Genomic DNA, 13,361 nt, shown 5'->3' with positions numbered 1-13,361 from the left:
GACGAGGGGCGGGCACCGTCGCCATGTCAGCGGGGAGTTCGGCCCGAAACGGCCTCCAGGGCCTCGAACTCCACCGTCGCGTCCTCGCTGTACGCGCCGACCCGGCCCCGGGTGTAGGGGAGTTCGGTGTCGGTGAACGTCACCACCGGCTGCCCGTCCACCGCGACGGACAGGACCGCGCCGCGCTGGACGACCGTCACGTCGTACCACCGGCCGACGGGGTACGGTGTCCGGCCCGTCGCCAGGAAGCGCCGGCCCCCGGACAGGCGGGATCGCGTTTGCCCAGTTCCCAGCCGTTCGGCTTGAGGGTGACGTAGTAGAAGTGCTCTGGGTCGGTGTACGCCCGGACCAGCCACGGCACTTCCCAGGGGTTCGGCTTGGGGGAGCGCAGCTGCTTCAGGGTCCGCGTCCGCGCCTCGTACCGTACGTCGGTGCAGGAGGCGGTGCTCACCACCAGCCCGGCGTGGGTGGTGCCGGGGTCCTCGGCGGCCACGGGGGAGAGCCGGAGCGAGCCGTCGTCACCGTGGTTGGTGCCCATGCCGTTGAACACCGACAGCCAGCGGCCGTGGGTCGTGCCGTCGATCCACGGCTTCGGCGGTGGGCCCTCGCCCTGGCAGCGGCTCAGGGAGACCGCGCGGGGCCACGACCGTCCCGTACTCCTGGACCGTCAGCGGCCGGGCCGCCCCCGACGAACAGGCGGCCGCCTACCGGGCGTTGCTGGACTCCTTCACCGGGCGGGACTGGTGGGCGGGCGTGTGCTGGTGGATGTGGGACGACTGGCCCGGCAGTGGTGAGACCCCGGCCCGGCTCGCCTGCACCCCGCACGGAAAGCCCGCGGAGGCGGTGCTGCGGGAGAAGTGGGGCCCCGCTCAGGGCACCCGGTAGGTCTCCCCGTACACCTGCCACTCCAGCGGCGTCCTCAGGTCCAGGTTCCCCTCGTCGAGGAACCGCCGCTGGGCCGTGTCGACACGGGAGGTGTCGATGTCCGCGTCCCGCGTCTTCATCGCGGCCCGGCGGATGTCCAGGAAGGCCTCCAGGTAGGCCTTCTCGGAGCCGCCCCCGGTCGGGCTGTCGGCCTTCTCCAGGGCGCGTTCGCGCATCCCGTAGAAGCTGGTGGCGTCGGTGCCGGGGCCGTGGAAGACCATGGCGTCGTAGTAGACGAACTGGCCGAGCGCGCCCAGGCCGTCGAGCTTGGCGAGGCGGACCGCGGGGTCGAAGTAGACCCGGTCGCGCTCCGCGTCCTGGGCCTTCCGGAAGGCCGGCTGCCGGGCCTCCGCCTTCCACGCGGCCGTGAAGCCCGGGTCCAGGCCCTCGTGGGAGTCGCTGCCGTCGACCTCGCGCAGGGCCGGGAGGTACCGGGCGAGGCCGTTGCCGGGGTGGGCCTTCGTGTAGCGCTCGACGAGGGTGAGCAGGTCGTGGGTGCCCGTGCAGAAGCCGATGAGGCCGGCCGTGTAGCCCTGTCCGTCGCCGATGTCCTCGATGTAGGCGTAGGCGCTGCGCCAGTCGAGGGTGGAGTTCTCGGCGCTGGCCACGAGTTTCTGGGCGAGCTCCTTCCCGGCGGGGGCGGCCAGCCCCGGCGGGACGTCGCCGATGACCTGCTCGTAGGACGCGCTCCTCGTCTGCTCCGCCCAGGTCTTGGCGCCCTCCGCGTCCTCGGCGTTCTCGGCCGCCTGCGCCCGGTACGCGGTGGAGAGATCGGGCCCGGCCCGGCCGGCACCGGAGTCCTCGGGCGCGAGGAGGTACACCGACGCCGTGGCGATCACGGGGACGGCCGCGAGGAGCAGCAGGCGGAGGCGTTTCACCGGATTCCCGTCAGTTCGGTGACCTTGGCCCAGGCGGACACCAGGAGCACCATCAGCAGTACCGCGCATGCTCCCGCCTGCACCAGGGCGCGACGGCCGTCCCGGGGAGCGTACGCGTAGGCGAGGGTGACGACGGCTCCGGCGAGCAGGCCGCCGAGGTGACCCTGCCAGGACGTCGCCCACGCCGAGACCACCAGCCACAGCAGCAGACCCGCCATGAACCGGTTGACCTGCGCCATGTCGGCGCCGAGACGGCGGGCCAGCACGTAGTAGGCGGCGCCGAGCCCGAAGATCGCGCCGGACGCGCCGAGCGTGGGTGTGGTGGGCGCGACCAGCAGGACGAGGACCGAACCGCCGAGCGCGGAGAGCAGGTACAGGGCGAGATAGCGGACCCGGCCGAGCTGGGCCTCCACCACCCGGCCGATGTTCCACAGCGACACCATGTTCATCACGATGTGCAGGATCCCGAACGTGCCCTCGGTGGGCGGCAGATGCAGGAACGCCCCGGTCAGCAGCCGGTACCACTCGCCGTCGACGACACCATCGGCATGGAAGTCGGAAGGATAGGAGGCCTGCCACTCGTAGTGGCCGCCGTCCGGGCCCACCAGCCCGGCCCCCAGCATCTCGAACCGGTCCACGATCGCCGGGCGCACCAGCTCGCCGAGGTAGGCGAGCACATTGAGGCCGATGAGGACGTACGTCACCAGGGGGACGGCCGAGATCCGCCCGCCGAACGCGGTCCGGGCCTGCCGCACCGACCGCGCCCCCTCCCGCACGCACTCCGGGCACTGGTGGCCGACCGCCGCCTCCCGCATGCAGTCCGGGCAGATGTACCGCTCGCAGCGGGTGCAGCGGACATGGGACTCCACCCGGGGATGGCGATAACAGGTGGTGACGGCGGATTCGGGTTCCACAGCCGGCTCTCCTCGGAGTGACAGGGGTGATGGTCGAGCCGGTGGGGCTGCGGCGAACAAAATAGCGAACCTGGGTGAGGGCGGACCGCGCCGGGGCCGGAGTCGGTGTCCGCCCCGTTGGCTTCGCCGTACGGCCGTGCCACGCTGAGGGTGATCCGACGGGGAGGCGACGACGTATGGACGGCGCGCGATCGGTGAACGAACGGACTGGTGGGCCAGGGGCCGGCAAGGGCGAGAAGCTCGCCGACTGGGCCGACGGACGGCTCGGCCTGTACGCGCTGGCCAAGGCCAACATGCGCAAGGTGTTCCCGGACCACTGGTCGTTCATGCTGGGCGAGATCTGTCTCTACAGCTTCCTCATCCTGATCCTCACCGGCGTCTACCTCACGCTGTTCTTCGAGCCCAGCGGGGTCGAGGTCGTCTACCACGGCTCCTACGAGCCCCTCAACGGCGTGGTGATGACCAGGGCGTACGAGTCCACGCTCGACATCAGCTTCGACGTGCGCGGCGGTCTGCTGATCCGGCAGATCCACCACTGGGCGGCCCTCGTCTTCGTGACCGGAATGCTCGTGCACATGATGCGGGTGTTCTTCACCGGCGCCTTCCGCAAGCCGCGCGAGCTCAACTGGGTGTTCGGCTGGACCCTGCTGTTCCTCGGCATCATCACCGGACTGACCGGCTACAGCCTCCCCGACGACCTGCTGTCCGGCACCGGCATCCGCTTCGCCGACGGGGCGATCCTGTCGATCCCGATCGTCGGGACGTATCTGTCGTTCTTCCTGTTCGGCGGCGAGTTCCCGGGCCACGACATCATCCCGAGGCTCTTCCCCATTCATGTCCTGGTGCTGCCCGGGATCATGCTCGGCCTGGTGGTCGCCCATCTGATCCTGGTCTTCTACCACAAGCACACCCAGTACCCGGGGCCGGGACGCGACAACAGGTCCGTGGTCGGCATGCCCTTCCTGCCGGTCTACATGGCTAAGGCGGGCGGCTTCTTCTTCCTGACCTTCGGCGTGCTGGCGCTCATGGGCGGACTCGCCCAGATCAACCCCGTGTGGGCGTTCGGCCCCTACAGCCCGCAGCTGGTGACCACCGGCGCCCAGCCCGACTGGTACCTCGGCTTCTCCGAAGGGCTGATCCGGGTGATGCCGGGATGGGAGATCAACTTCTGGGGCCACACGCTGGAACCCGGTGTCTTCATCCCCTTCTCGCTCTTCCCGCTGATCCTGCTCGCGATCGGGCTGTACCCCTTCGTCGAGGCGTGGGTCACCGGAGACAAACGTGAGCACCACATCCTGGACCGGCCGCGCAACGCGCCCGTCCGCACCGGGCTGGGAGTCGCGTGGCTGAGCCTGTACGTGGTGCTGCTGATCGGCGGCGGCAACGACATCGTGGCCACGCATCTGCATCTGTCGATCAACGCGATCACCTGGTTCGTGCGGGTCTCCGTGTTCGTGGTGCCGGTGCTCGCCTTCATCGTCACCAAGCGGATCTGTCTCGGGCTCCAGCGCCGGGACCGGGACAAGGTGCTGCACGGCCGGGAGACCGGCACCATCAGGCGGCTCCCGCACGGCGAGTACGTCGAGGTGCACGAGCCCCTCGCGCAGGAGCAGCTGCACACCCTCACCCAGCACGAGCAGGAACCGCCGTACGAGATCGGGCCGCTCGTCGATGCCAACGGGGTGCGGCGGCCGGTCAGGCTCTCCCAGCGGATGCGGGCCGGACTCGCGCGGGCGATGTTCGGGCCCGACAGCCGGATCCCGAAGCCGACGGTGGAGGAGCACCGGGAGGTCACCAGCGGCGACCACCACCACTGAGCACCGTCTCGCGGCACTCGTCGGGGGTGCCCCAAGCGGTGCGCAGCGCACGGGCCTTGGTGAGCCACAGGGACAGGTCGTACTCCGCCGTGTATCCGATCGCGCCGTGCAGTTGGAGCGCGGTGCGGGCCGTCCGGTACGCCGCCTCGCAGGCCGTGACCTTGGCGGCGGCCACGTCCTTCGCGGTCATCGTCAGGGCGGCGCCGAGGAGGAGGGGACGGGCGAACTCCAACGCGATCTTCGCGTCGGCGAGTTGATGCTTGACCGCCTGGAAGGAGCCGATGGGGGCGCCGAACTGGGTGCGCTGCCCGACGTAGGCGACGGTCTTGTCGAGGAGGGCGAGACCTGTGCCGAGGGCCTGGGCGGCGGTGATGAGGCGGGCCGTCCTGAGGGCGTCCGCCGACGGGGGGTGCGGGGTGAGCAGTTCGCCACCGGGGTCGAGCGGGGTGAGGCGGCGGGCGGGGTCGAGCGAGGGACGCACGGGGCCGTGGCCGGGAGCGAGACGCAGCCCCTCGGCGGTCAGGGAGAGACGGATGTCGGCCGCGTCACCGTCCAGGGCGTACCGGCCTGTGGCCAGGGTCGCCGTCGACTCGCCCGAGGCCAGCGACGGCAGCAGCCGCTTCGCCGGGCCGGGGTCGTCCAGCGAGGCGAGCAGTGTCGCCGCCGTCACCGTCTCCACCAGGGGGCCCGGTACCGCGTGGCGGCCCAACTCCACGAAGGCGACGACCAGTTCCAGAGGGCGTGGGCCCAGTCCCTCGTAGGCTTCCGGTACCGCCAGTGCGAACACCCCGGCGTCGGCGACACGGCGCCACAGCGCGCGGCCGCTCGCGTGATTCCCCCGGCTCCAGTCCCGGACCACCGCCGGTGTGTCCGCTGCTGTCAGCATCGCGTCCAGGGAGTCGGCGAAGTCCCGTTGCTCGGCGTCGAGGAGGAAGCGCATCAGCGGCGTCCCTTCGGCAGGCCCAGCAGGCGTTCGGCGATGATGTCCCGCTGGATCTCGTTCGTGCCGGCGTAGATGGGGCCGGCCAGGGCGAAGACATAGCGTTCGGCCCAGTCCGTGTCCGCCGGTTCGCCCTCCTCGCCCAGCAGATCCAGCGCCGTCTCGGTGAGCGCGATGTCGTACTCGGACCAGAAGACCTTGTTGAGGCTGGACTCCGGGCCGAGCGGGTCGCCGTCCAGGAAGCGGGCGGCGGCCGCGTAGGTGAAGAGCTGGTGGGCGCGGGCGCCGATCAGGGCGTCCGCGACCCGGGTGCGGGTGTCCTGCGGGCGGCCCAGGGACTCCCACCGGGCGAAAAGGCGGTCGGCGGCGGCGAGGAAGCGGCCCGGGGAGCGCAGCATCAGGCCCCGTTCGTTGCCCGCCGTCGACATCGCGATCCGCCAGCCCCGGCCGGGCTCGCCGATGACGTCCTCGTCCGGCACGAACACCTCGTCCAGGAAGAGCTCGGCGAAGGCCGGCTTCCCGTCGAGGCGGCGGATCGGGCGGACGGTGACACCGGGGGCACGCAGGTCGAACATCAGGTACGTCAGCCCCTGATGGGGTTTCGGGGTGTCCGGGTCGGTGCGGAAGAGCCCGAAGGCGCGGTCCGCGAAGGCGGCCCGGGAGGACCACGTCTTCTGCCCGGTCAGCAGCCAACCCCCTTGCGTGCGCACCCCCTTGGACCTCAGGGACGCCAGGTCCGAGCCCGCCTCCGGCTCCGACCATGCCTGTGCCCAGACCACCTCACCGGTCGCCATCGACGGCAGCACGCGCGCGCGTTGCTCCTCGGTGCCGTGGTCGAAGAGGGTCGGGGCGAGCAGGCTGACGCCGTTCTGGCCCACGCGCCCGGGCGCTCCGGCCGCGTAGTACTCCTCCTCGAAGACCAGCCAGTCGACGATCCCCGCGTCCCGGCCGCCGTACGCCGTCGGCCAGTTGACCACCGACCAGCGGTCCGCGGCGAGCTCCGCCTCCCACGCGCGGTGGGCGGCGAAGCCCTCCTCGGTCTCCAGGGAGGGCAGCGGGGAGGCGGGCACATGCGCGCGCAGCCACGCGCGGGCCTCGGCACGGAAGGCCTCTTCCTCCTGCGTGAACGCCAGATCCATGGACACCCGTCCTTCCCTAACAAGTGTTTGGTAGGTTAGCGTGGCGCCATGACAGGCGTCGAGAGTCCGGTGTACGAGCCGGGGCACGGACTGCTGAAGGGACGCACCGCCGTCATCACCGCGGCCGCCGGCGCGGGCATCGGCGGGGCGACCGCGCGCCGCTTCCTGGAGGAGGGCGCACGCGTACTGATCAGTGACGCGCACGCGCGGCGACTGAAGGAGTACGAGGCAGAGCTCGCACGAGAGTTCCCGGGAGCGGTGTCGGCCGTCGCCTGCGACGTCACCGACGAGACACAGGTGCGCGCGCTGTTCGACGCGGCCGTCGGGGAGCACGGACGGCTGGACGTCGTCGTCAACAACGCAGGTCTGGGCGGGACCTCGCAGCTCGTCGACATGACCGACGAACAGTGGTCCCGGGTCCTGGACGTGACCTTGAACGGCACCTTCCGGTGCACCCGCGCCGCCCTGCGGCTGATGCGGGACTCCGGTGGCGGGGTGATCGTCAACAACGCCTCCGTCGTCGGCTGGCGCGCACAGGCGGGGCAGGCGCACTACGCCGCCGCGAAGGCCGGGGTCATGGCCCTGACCCGGTGCGCGGCGCTGGAGGCGGCCGAGTACGGCGTGCGGGTCAACGCCGTCTCCCCGAGCCTCGCCATGCACCCCCACCTGGTCAAGGTGACCTCGGCCGAACTGCTGGAGGAGCTCACCGCGCGCGAGGCCTTCGGGCGGTACGCCGAGCCCTGGGAGGTGGCCAACGTGATCGTGTTCCTGGCGTCCGGCTACTCCTCGTACATGACCGGCGAGGTCGTCGCCGTCAGCAGCCAACACGCCTAGGACAATGGACGATGTGCCGACCAAGAAGAAGCCCCAGGTGAGCGCGGCAGCCCCGGCCCGCCGCCGTGAACTCCTCGACACCGCCGCCGAGGTCTTCGCCGAGCAGGGCTACAACGCCACGACCGTACGCAAGATCGCCGACCACGCGGGCATGCTCGCGGGCAGCCTCTACTACCACTTCGACTCCAAGGAATCGATGCTGGAGGAGATCCTGCGGACCTTCCTCGACGAGCTCTGGGGCGGCTACGACGCCGTCCTGGGCGCCGAACTCGGCCCGCGCGAGACGCTGGAGGCCCTGGTCACCGAGTCGTTCCGGGAGATCGACCGGCACCGCGCCGCCGTCGCGATCTACCAGAAGGAGAGCAAGCAGCTGGTGGCGCAGGAGCGGTTCGCGTTCCTCGCCGAGTCGCAGCGCAGGTTCGAGAAGGCCTGGCTGTCCACGCTGGAGCGCGGGGTCGCGGCCGAGGTGTTCCGGGCCGACCTCGACGTCCGGCTGACCTACCGGTTCGTGCGCGACACCGTGTGGGTCGCCGCGTCCTGGTACCGGCCCGGCGGACAGCACAGCCCGGAGGAGATCGCCCGGCAGTACCTGTCGATGGTGCTGGACGGGATCGCTGTACGCGAATAGCCCTTACGGATGAGGGAGTTGCCATGGCCGAGGCCTACATCGTCGAAGCGGTCCGTACGCCCGTCGGGCGGCGCGGGGGAGGACTGAGCGGGGTCCACCCGGCCGATCTGGGCGCACATGTGCTGAAGGCGGTCGTCGAGCGGGCCGGGGTCGACCCCGCGGCCGTCGAGGACGTCGTCTTCGGGTGCCTGGACGCGGTAGGGCCGCAGGCCGGGGACATCGCGCGGACCGCATGGCTCGCGGCCGGGCTGCCCGAGGAGGTGCCCGGGGTGACCGTGGACCGGCAGTGCGGGTCCTCGCAGCAGGCCGTGCACTTCGCCGCGCAGGGCGTGCTCTCCGGGACGCAGGACCTGGTGGTCGCCGGCGGGGTGCAGAACATGTCGATGATCCCGATCGCCTTCGCGACCCGGCAGGCCGCCGAACCGCTCGGGCTGACCCAGGGCCCCTTCGCGGGCAGCGAGGGGTGGCGGGCCCGGTACGGGGACCGGGCGGTGAACCAGTTCGTCGGTGCCGAGATGATCGCAGGGAAGTGGGGGATCAGCCGCGAGGACCAGGAGGAGTTCGCGCTCCGCTCGCACCGGCGGGCACTGCGGGCCATCGACGAGGGCCGCTTCGAGCGGGAGACGGTGGCCCACGGCTCCGTCACGGTCGACGAGGGCCCGCGACGGGACACGTCCCTGGAGAAGATGGCCGGTCTCAAGCCGGTGATCGAGGGCGGCACCATCACCGCGGCCTGCTCCTCGCAGGTCTCCGACGGGGCGGCGGCGATGCTGCTGGCATCGGAGCGGGCGGTGCGCGAACACGGTCTGACGCCTCGCGCGCGCGTGCACCACCTCTCCGTGCGCGGCGAGGACCCCATCCGCATGCTCACCGCCCCCATCCCGGCCACCGCGCACGCCCTGAAGAAGACCGGCCTGTCCATCGACGACATCGACCTCGTCGAGATCAACGAGGCCTTCGCCCCGGTCGTGCTGGCCTGGCTGAAGGAGACGGGCGCTGATCCGGAGAAGGTCAACGCCAACGGCGGCGCGATCGCCCTCGGGCACCCGCTGGGGGCGACGGGCGTGAAGCTGATGACCACGCTTCTGCACGAACTGGAGCGCACCGGCGGGCGGTTCGGGCTGCAGACGATGTGCGAGGGCGGGGGACAGGCGAACGTGACGATCATCGAGCGGCTGTGAGCCGTTCTCGTGTCTCCTCCGCCTCCTTCATGATCCGGTCCACCAGCTCCGCGCACGACGGCAGGTCGCCGATCACCCCGGCGACCTGCCCGGAGGCCATGACCCCGAGATCCGTACGGCCGTCCACCATCGCCGCCCTGAGCAGCATGGGCGTGTTCGCGGCGAGGAGCACCTGGCTCCAGGACAGTTGCTTGCCGTGGCGCATCGCGAGGCCGTCGTGGGCCAGCTCCCGCCAGCTCAGACCGGACAGCTTGCGGAAGCCGGCCGCTCTCCTCAGCGCGTGCCAAAAGGCCCTGGCCCGCCCGGAGCTCTCCAGCGCGCTCACCAGATCGGTGCGGAGCATGCGGTGCGGAAGGCCGTCCACCGCCCGGGTCACCGTCACGTCCTTGACCGTCGCCGCCAGATAGCGCGCCTTCACCGCGTCCGGCACCGTCGAGTCCGAGGTGAGCAGGAAACGGGTGCCCATGGCGACGCCCGCCGCCCCGTACGCCAGTGCCGCGACCAGACCCCGCCCGTCGAAGAAACCCCCCGCCGCCACGACCGGGATGTCCACCGCGTCCACCACCTGCGGCAGCAGGACCGTCGTCGCCACCTCCCCGGTGTGCCCGCCGCCCTCCCCGCCCTGCACGATCACCGCGTCCGCGCCCCACGCGGCCACCTTCTCGGCATGCCGCCGGGCCCCTACCGACGGGACGACGACCACCCCCGCCTCCTTGAGCTCGCCGATCAGCTCGGCGGAGGGCGCGAGGGCGAAGGACGCCACCCGCACCCCCTCCTCGATGATCACCCGCACCCGGTCGCCGGCGTCCGCCGCGTCGGCCCGCAGATTGACCCCGAAGGGCGCGTCCGTACGGGACCTGACCTCCCGCACCGCCTCGCGCAGTCCGTCGAGGGTCATGGTCGCGGAGGCCAGGATGCCGAGCGCCCCCGCGTTCGCCGCGGCCGAGACCAGGCGCGGTCCCGCCACCCACCCCATCCCGGTCTGCACGATCGGGTGGCGCACCCCGACCAGCCGGGTGAGCGCGGTCTCCATCAGCCGCCGACCTCCCCGGACCGGGTGTCGCGCGGATCGATCACCTCGCGGATCAACCGGAGCTCCCGCGCGGTCGGTTCACGGGTGCGCGGCACCTCGTCCGGGACCACCAGCTCGAAGCCGGTGGCCTCCCGCACCTGTTCCACGGTGACCCCCGGGTGCACGGACGCCAGCCGCATCGAGTGGTCCGGGGTCGCGAAGTCGAAGACGCCCAGGTCGGAGACGACCCGGGGGATACGGTGGTGAGGGGCGCCGTCCGCGTGGTCGTACCCCACCCCGCACACCATGTCGACCTTCTCCACGAAGACGCGCCGGGAGTGCCTCGGCACCCAGTAACTGGTCGGGTTGTTCAGGGTGTTGACCGGTGCGCCCCGCACCCCGAGCAACTGGCGCTTCGGCCGCGCCCAGTCGCCGATGCACGAGATGTTCTGGTTGCCGTACCGGTCGATCTGGCTCGCGCCCATCATCACGTGCCGTCGGCCGCCGGTGACCAGGGCGAGGTGCTGCCGGTAGGGCAGCCAGCCCTCCACGGTGCCGTCGACGCCCACGAGCAGGGCCTCCCCGTCGGTCATGAGGAGGTCGGGGGAGAAGGTCCGCCGGGCGAGCCGGGCACCGAGGGACGGGATCAGCCCCATGGCACTGGCCAGCACCTCCCCGTCGTCCCGCCACGCCTCGGCGCAGGCGATCACGCAGTACTCGGCCCGGGTGACGGTCATGAGCCGGCCCCTTCCGGTGCGGAGAGGTGGCGCTCGGCGTACTCCGGCCAGGGGGTGGTCGCGTACTCCCGCTGGGCCGCCTCGTCCCGGGGGTAGTCGGGCGCGCAGGACGTGAAGTGGGCGCCGTTCGGGGCCTCGACCACGCCCGTGACGGTGTGCCGTTTCACCAGCAGCGTCTGCGGGCCCGCCTCCTTCGTCAGCTCGGCGGTGTCGACGACCCGTTCGCACGAGAGGTACGCCGTGTCCGCCGCCTCGCAGAAGAGGTCGTCGAAGTAGGGGTCGGGGCCCAGGTACTGTCCGTTGCCCTGCCGGTCGGCGCGGTTGACGTGGACCAGGGCCGCGTCCAGGCGCAGGGCGGGCACGGCGACGAACGTCTCCCCGTCGTCGTACGGCGAAGTCACCGTCCGCAGGCCCGGGTTGACCCGCATGACGTCCGAGCCGAGCCCGGCCCGCACCGGCAGGAACGGCAGCCGGTGGGCGGCCGCGTGCAGGCCCCACATGAACATCGCCTCGTCGATCTCCATGAGCTCGAAGGCGCCGGCCTCGCGGGCCGCCCGGTAGTGCGGTTCGAGGGGGATCGAGTCGAGGGTGACGAAGGCGGCGACGAGCTTGCGGATGCGTCCGGCGGCGGCCAGCATGCCGACGTCCGGGCCGCCGTACGACACGACCGTGAGGTCGGTGACCGGGGAGCGCAGCAACGCCCTGATCAGGGCCATCGGCTTGCGGCGGGAACCCCAGCCGCCGATGCCGAGGGTCATGCCGCTGTGCAGCCTGGAGACGACCTCGTCGGCCGTCATGGTCTTGTCGCTCACTCGGCCTCCCTGCCGAACCTGTCACGGACCCGGTCGGCGACCCCGCTGACGCTCGCCTCGTAGGTGAAACCCTGCTCGTAGCGGTAGCTGCGGCGGACGTCGACCGGGTCGATGCCGTTGATGGCGGCCTTGGCCAGGCGCAGGAGTTCGCCGTCCTTGGCGGCGATCTCGCGGGCCGACTCCAGGGCCGTGGCGGCGAGTTCGCCCCTCGGGACGACTTTCCACACCGCGCCGTGCCGGTGCAGTTCGGCGGCGGTGACCGTGCGGGAGGTGAAGTAGAGGGCGCGCAGGAGGTGCTGGGGGACCAGGCGGGCCAGGTGCGTGGCCGCGCCGAGGGCCCCGCGGTCCAGTTCGGGCAGGCCGAAGGTGGCGTCCTCGCTCGCCACGATCACATCCGCGTTGCCCACCAGGCCGACACCCCCGCCCAGGCAGAACCCCTGCACGGCCGCCACCACGGGCACCTCGCAGTCGTACACCGCCGAAAAGGCCTCGAAGCAGCCGCGGTTGGCGCCGACGAGGGCGGCCGCGCCGCGCGACTGGATCTCCTTGATGTCCACGCCCGCGTTGAAGCCACGTCCCTCGGCCGCCAGGACCACGCACCTGACCTGCGGATCGCGGCCCGCCGCGCGCACGGCGTCCGCCAGGGCGAACCAGCCGTCCACCGGCAGGGCGTTCACCGGCGGGAAGTCGACCTGGACCAGGACGATCCCCTTTTCCGGGGACGAGGTGGAGACACCCATGGCCGCATCAGCTACCTTTCCACCAAACGTTTGTTAGGTGAAGGGTAGCGGTGAATGGAGCCGAGCGGGAGGGTCGTGGTCGTCACCGGAGGGACGCGCGGAGTCGGCGCCGGGATCGCCCGCGCCTTCGCGGAGACCGGCGCGGACGTCGTCGTCTGCGCCCGCAGACCGCCCGAAGTCCCCCTGCCGAACACGCGGTTCGCGACCCTGGACGTCCGGGACGCCGACGCCGTACGGCGCTTCCTCGGCGAACTGCCGCGCCTGGACGTCCTGGTCAACAACGCGGGAGGCGCCCCCTACCGGCTGCTCGCCGACGCGAGCCCCGAACGGCACGCCCGCGTACTGGAGTTGAACCTCATCTCCCCGCTCACCGTGTCCCTGGCCGCGTACGAGCACCTGAGACGGACCCGGGGCTCGGTCGTCATGATCGGCAGCGTCAGCGGCGGCCGGCCCTCGCCCGGCGCGGCCGCGTACGGGGCAGCCAAGGCGGGCCTGGAGAACCTGGCCCGCTCGATGGCCGTGGAGTGGGCACCGGACGTCCGGGTGAACACCCTGGTCGTCGGCATGGTCCGCACCGAGCGGTCGCACCTGTACTACGGCGACGAGGAGGGCATCGCCGCCGTCTCCCGCACGGTCCCGCTCGGCCGCCTGGCCGAACCCTCCGACGTGGGCGCGGCGGCCGTGTTCCTGGCCTCCGACGCCGCCGCCTACATCAGCGGGGCCTCGCTGCTGGTGCACGGCGGCGGCGAACGCCCCGCCTTCCTCGACGCCACCAACGCGGCAACCGTCCACAAGGAGAGCTGAG

General features: G+C 71.7%; 16 protein-coding genes. 6 read left to right on the top strand and 10 right to left on the bottom strand.

What is annotated here, in order from left to right; genetic code table 11:
- Window positions 1-26: 26 nt before the first annotated feature.
- Both IOD14_RS33430 and IOD14_RS33425 read right to left on the bottom strand, forming a co-directional pair.
- Window positions 27-200, bottom strand: a complete 174-nt coding sequence (locus tag IOD14_RS33430) for a hypothetical protein (protein ID WP_212672303.1) — start codon at window positions 198-200, stop codon at window positions 27-29.
- Entirely contained in the window at window positions 197-538 is a 342-nt protein-coding gene (locus tag IOD14_RS33425; RefSeq protein ID WP_212672302.1) for a hypothetical protein, read from the bottom strand. The genes IOD14_RS33430 and IOD14_RS33425 overlap by 4 nt, the downstream gene beginning before the upstream one ends.
- 59 nt (window positions 539-597) lie before the next feature.
- On the opposite strand from IOD14_RS33425, the gene IOD14_RS33420 reads away from it, so the two are divergent.
- The gene (locus IOD14_RS33420; RefSeq protein WP_249126119.1) at window positions 598-885 is read left to right on the top strand and encodes a hypothetical protein; all 288 of its coding nucleotides are present in this window, start codon (window positions 598-600) and stop codon (window positions 883-885) included.
- Here the strand turns inward: IOD14_RS33420 and IOD14_RS33415 are convergent.
- Together IOD14_RS33415 and IOD14_RS33410 are read right to left on the bottom strand one after the other, a co-directional pair.
- Window positions 870-1,802, bottom strand: a complete 933-nt coding sequence (locus tag IOD14_RS33415; protein WP_249126118.1) for a chitosanase — start codon at window positions 1,800-1,802, stop codon at window positions 870-872. The genes IOD14_RS33420 and IOD14_RS33415 overlap by 16 nt on opposite strands.
- A complete protein-coding gene (locus tag IOD14_RS33410; protein WP_212672301.1) occupies window positions 1,799-2,716 on the bottom strand; it encodes a rhomboid family intramembrane serine protease in 918 nt (305 codons plus the stop codon). Before IOD14_RS33410 ends, IOD14_RS33415 begins: the two co-directional genes overlap by 4 nt.
- A 176-nt stretch (window positions 2,717-2,892) precedes the next feature.
- Here IOD14_RS33410 and IOD14_RS33405 point away from each other — a divergent pair, with 176 nt between their 5' ends.
- Window positions 2,893-4,533: a cytochrome bc complex cytochrome b subunit gene (locus IOD14_RS33405; RefSeq protein WP_212672300.1), complete on the top strand. Its 1,641-nt coding sequence runs from the start codon at window positions 2,893-2,895 to the stop codon at window positions 4,531-4,533.
- Here IOD14_RS33405 and IOD14_RS33400 read toward each other — a convergent pair.
- A complete protein-coding gene (locus tag IOD14_RS33400) occupies window positions 4,508-5,473 on the bottom strand; it encodes an acyl-CoA dehydrogenase family protein (protein ID WP_212672299.1) in 966 nt (321 codons plus the stop codon). The two genes, IOD14_RS33405 and IOD14_RS33400, sit on opposite strands and share 26 nt — an antisense overlap.
- The gene (locus tag IOD14_RS33395; protein WP_212672298.1) at window positions 5,473-6,612 is read right to left on the bottom strand and encodes an acyl-CoA dehydrogenase family protein; all 1,140 of its coding nucleotides are present in this window, start codon (window positions 6,610-6,612) and stop codon (window positions 5,473-5,475) included. The genes IOD14_RS33400 and IOD14_RS33395 overlap by 1 nt, the downstream gene beginning before the upstream one ends.
- A gap of 48 nt (window positions 6,613-6,660) precedes the next feature.
- Between IOD14_RS33395 and IOD14_RS33390 the strand changes: the two genes are divergently transcribed.
- The 3 genes from IOD14_RS33390 to IOD14_RS33380 are packed head-to-tail and all read left to right on the top strand — an operon-like array spanning window position 6,661 to window position 9,255.
- Window positions 6,661-7,446, top strand: a complete 786-nt coding sequence (locus tag IOD14_RS33390) for an SDR family oxidoreductase (protein WP_123988536.1) — start codon at window positions 6,661-6,663, stop codon at window positions 7,444-7,446.
- A 13-nt stretch (window positions 7,447-7,459) separates the two neighbouring features.
- The gene (locus IOD14_RS33385) at window positions 7,460-8,074 is read left to right on the top strand and encodes a TetR/AcrR family transcriptional regulator (RefSeq protein ID WP_123988535.1); all 615 of its coding nucleotides are present in this window, start codon (window positions 7,460-7,462) and stop codon (window positions 8,072-8,074) included.
- A gap of 23 nt (window positions 8,075-8,097) precedes the next feature.
- On the top strand, window positions 8,098-9,255 hold the full coding sequence (locus tag IOD14_RS33380) for an acetyl-CoA C-acetyltransferase (protein ID WP_212672297.1): 1,158 nt from the start codon (window positions 8,098-8,100) through the stop codon (window positions 9,253-9,255).
- On the opposite strand, the gene IOD14_RS33375 is transcribed toward IOD14_RS33380, so the two are convergent.
- The 4 genes from IOD14_RS33375 to IOD14_RS33360 are packed head-to-tail and all read right to left on the bottom strand — an operon-like array spanning window position 9,239 to window position 12,556.
- Window positions 9,239-10,288 (bottom strand): nitronate monooxygenase, encoded by a 1,050-nt coding sequence (locus IOD14_RS33375; protein ID WP_123988533.1) that lies wholly within the window; start codon window positions 10,286-10,288, stop codon window positions 9,239-9,241. The genes IOD14_RS33380 and IOD14_RS33375 overlap by 17 nt on opposite strands.
- Window positions 10,288-11,004, bottom strand: coding sequence for a CoA-transferase (locus IOD14_RS33370; protein ID WP_212672296.1), 717 nt, complete (start codon window positions 11,002-11,004; stop codon window positions 10,288-10,290). The genes IOD14_RS33375 and IOD14_RS33370 overlap by 1 nt, the downstream gene beginning before the upstream one ends.
- Window positions 11,001-11,816, bottom strand: a complete 816-nt coding sequence (locus IOD14_RS33365; protein ID WP_212672295.1) for a CoA transferase subunit A — start codon at window positions 11,814-11,816, stop codon at window positions 11,001-11,003. The genes IOD14_RS33370 and IOD14_RS33365 overlap by 4 nt, the downstream gene beginning before the upstream one ends.
- Window positions 11,813-12,556 (bottom strand): enoyl-CoA hydratase family protein, encoded by a 744-nt coding sequence (locus IOD14_RS33360; protein ID WP_212672294.1) that lies wholly within the window; start codon window positions 12,554-12,556, stop codon window positions 11,813-11,815. Before IOD14_RS33360 ends, IOD14_RS33365 begins: the two co-directional genes overlap by 4 nt.
- A gap of 54 nt (window positions 12,557-12,610) precedes the next feature.
- Here IOD14_RS33360 and IOD14_RS33355 point away from each other — a divergent pair, with 54 nt between their 5' ends.
- Window positions 12,611-13,360 carry an SDR family oxidoreductase gene (locus IOD14_RS33355; protein WP_212672293.1) on the top strand — a complete coding sequence of 250 codons (750 nt, stop codon included), beginning with the start codon at window positions 12,611-12,613 and terminating at the stop codon, window positions 13,358-13,360.
- The last annotated feature ends 1 nt before the right edge of the window (window position 13,361 follow it).

This window comes from Streptomyces sp. A2-16 (assembly GCF_018128905.1).
Taxonomy (GTDB): Bacteria; Actinomycetota; Actinomycetes; order Streptomycetales; family Streptomycetaceae; genus Streptomyces.
The sequence above is the reverse complement of the archived record's forward strand: the minus strand, read 5'-3'. Positions and strand labels throughout refer to the sequence as shown.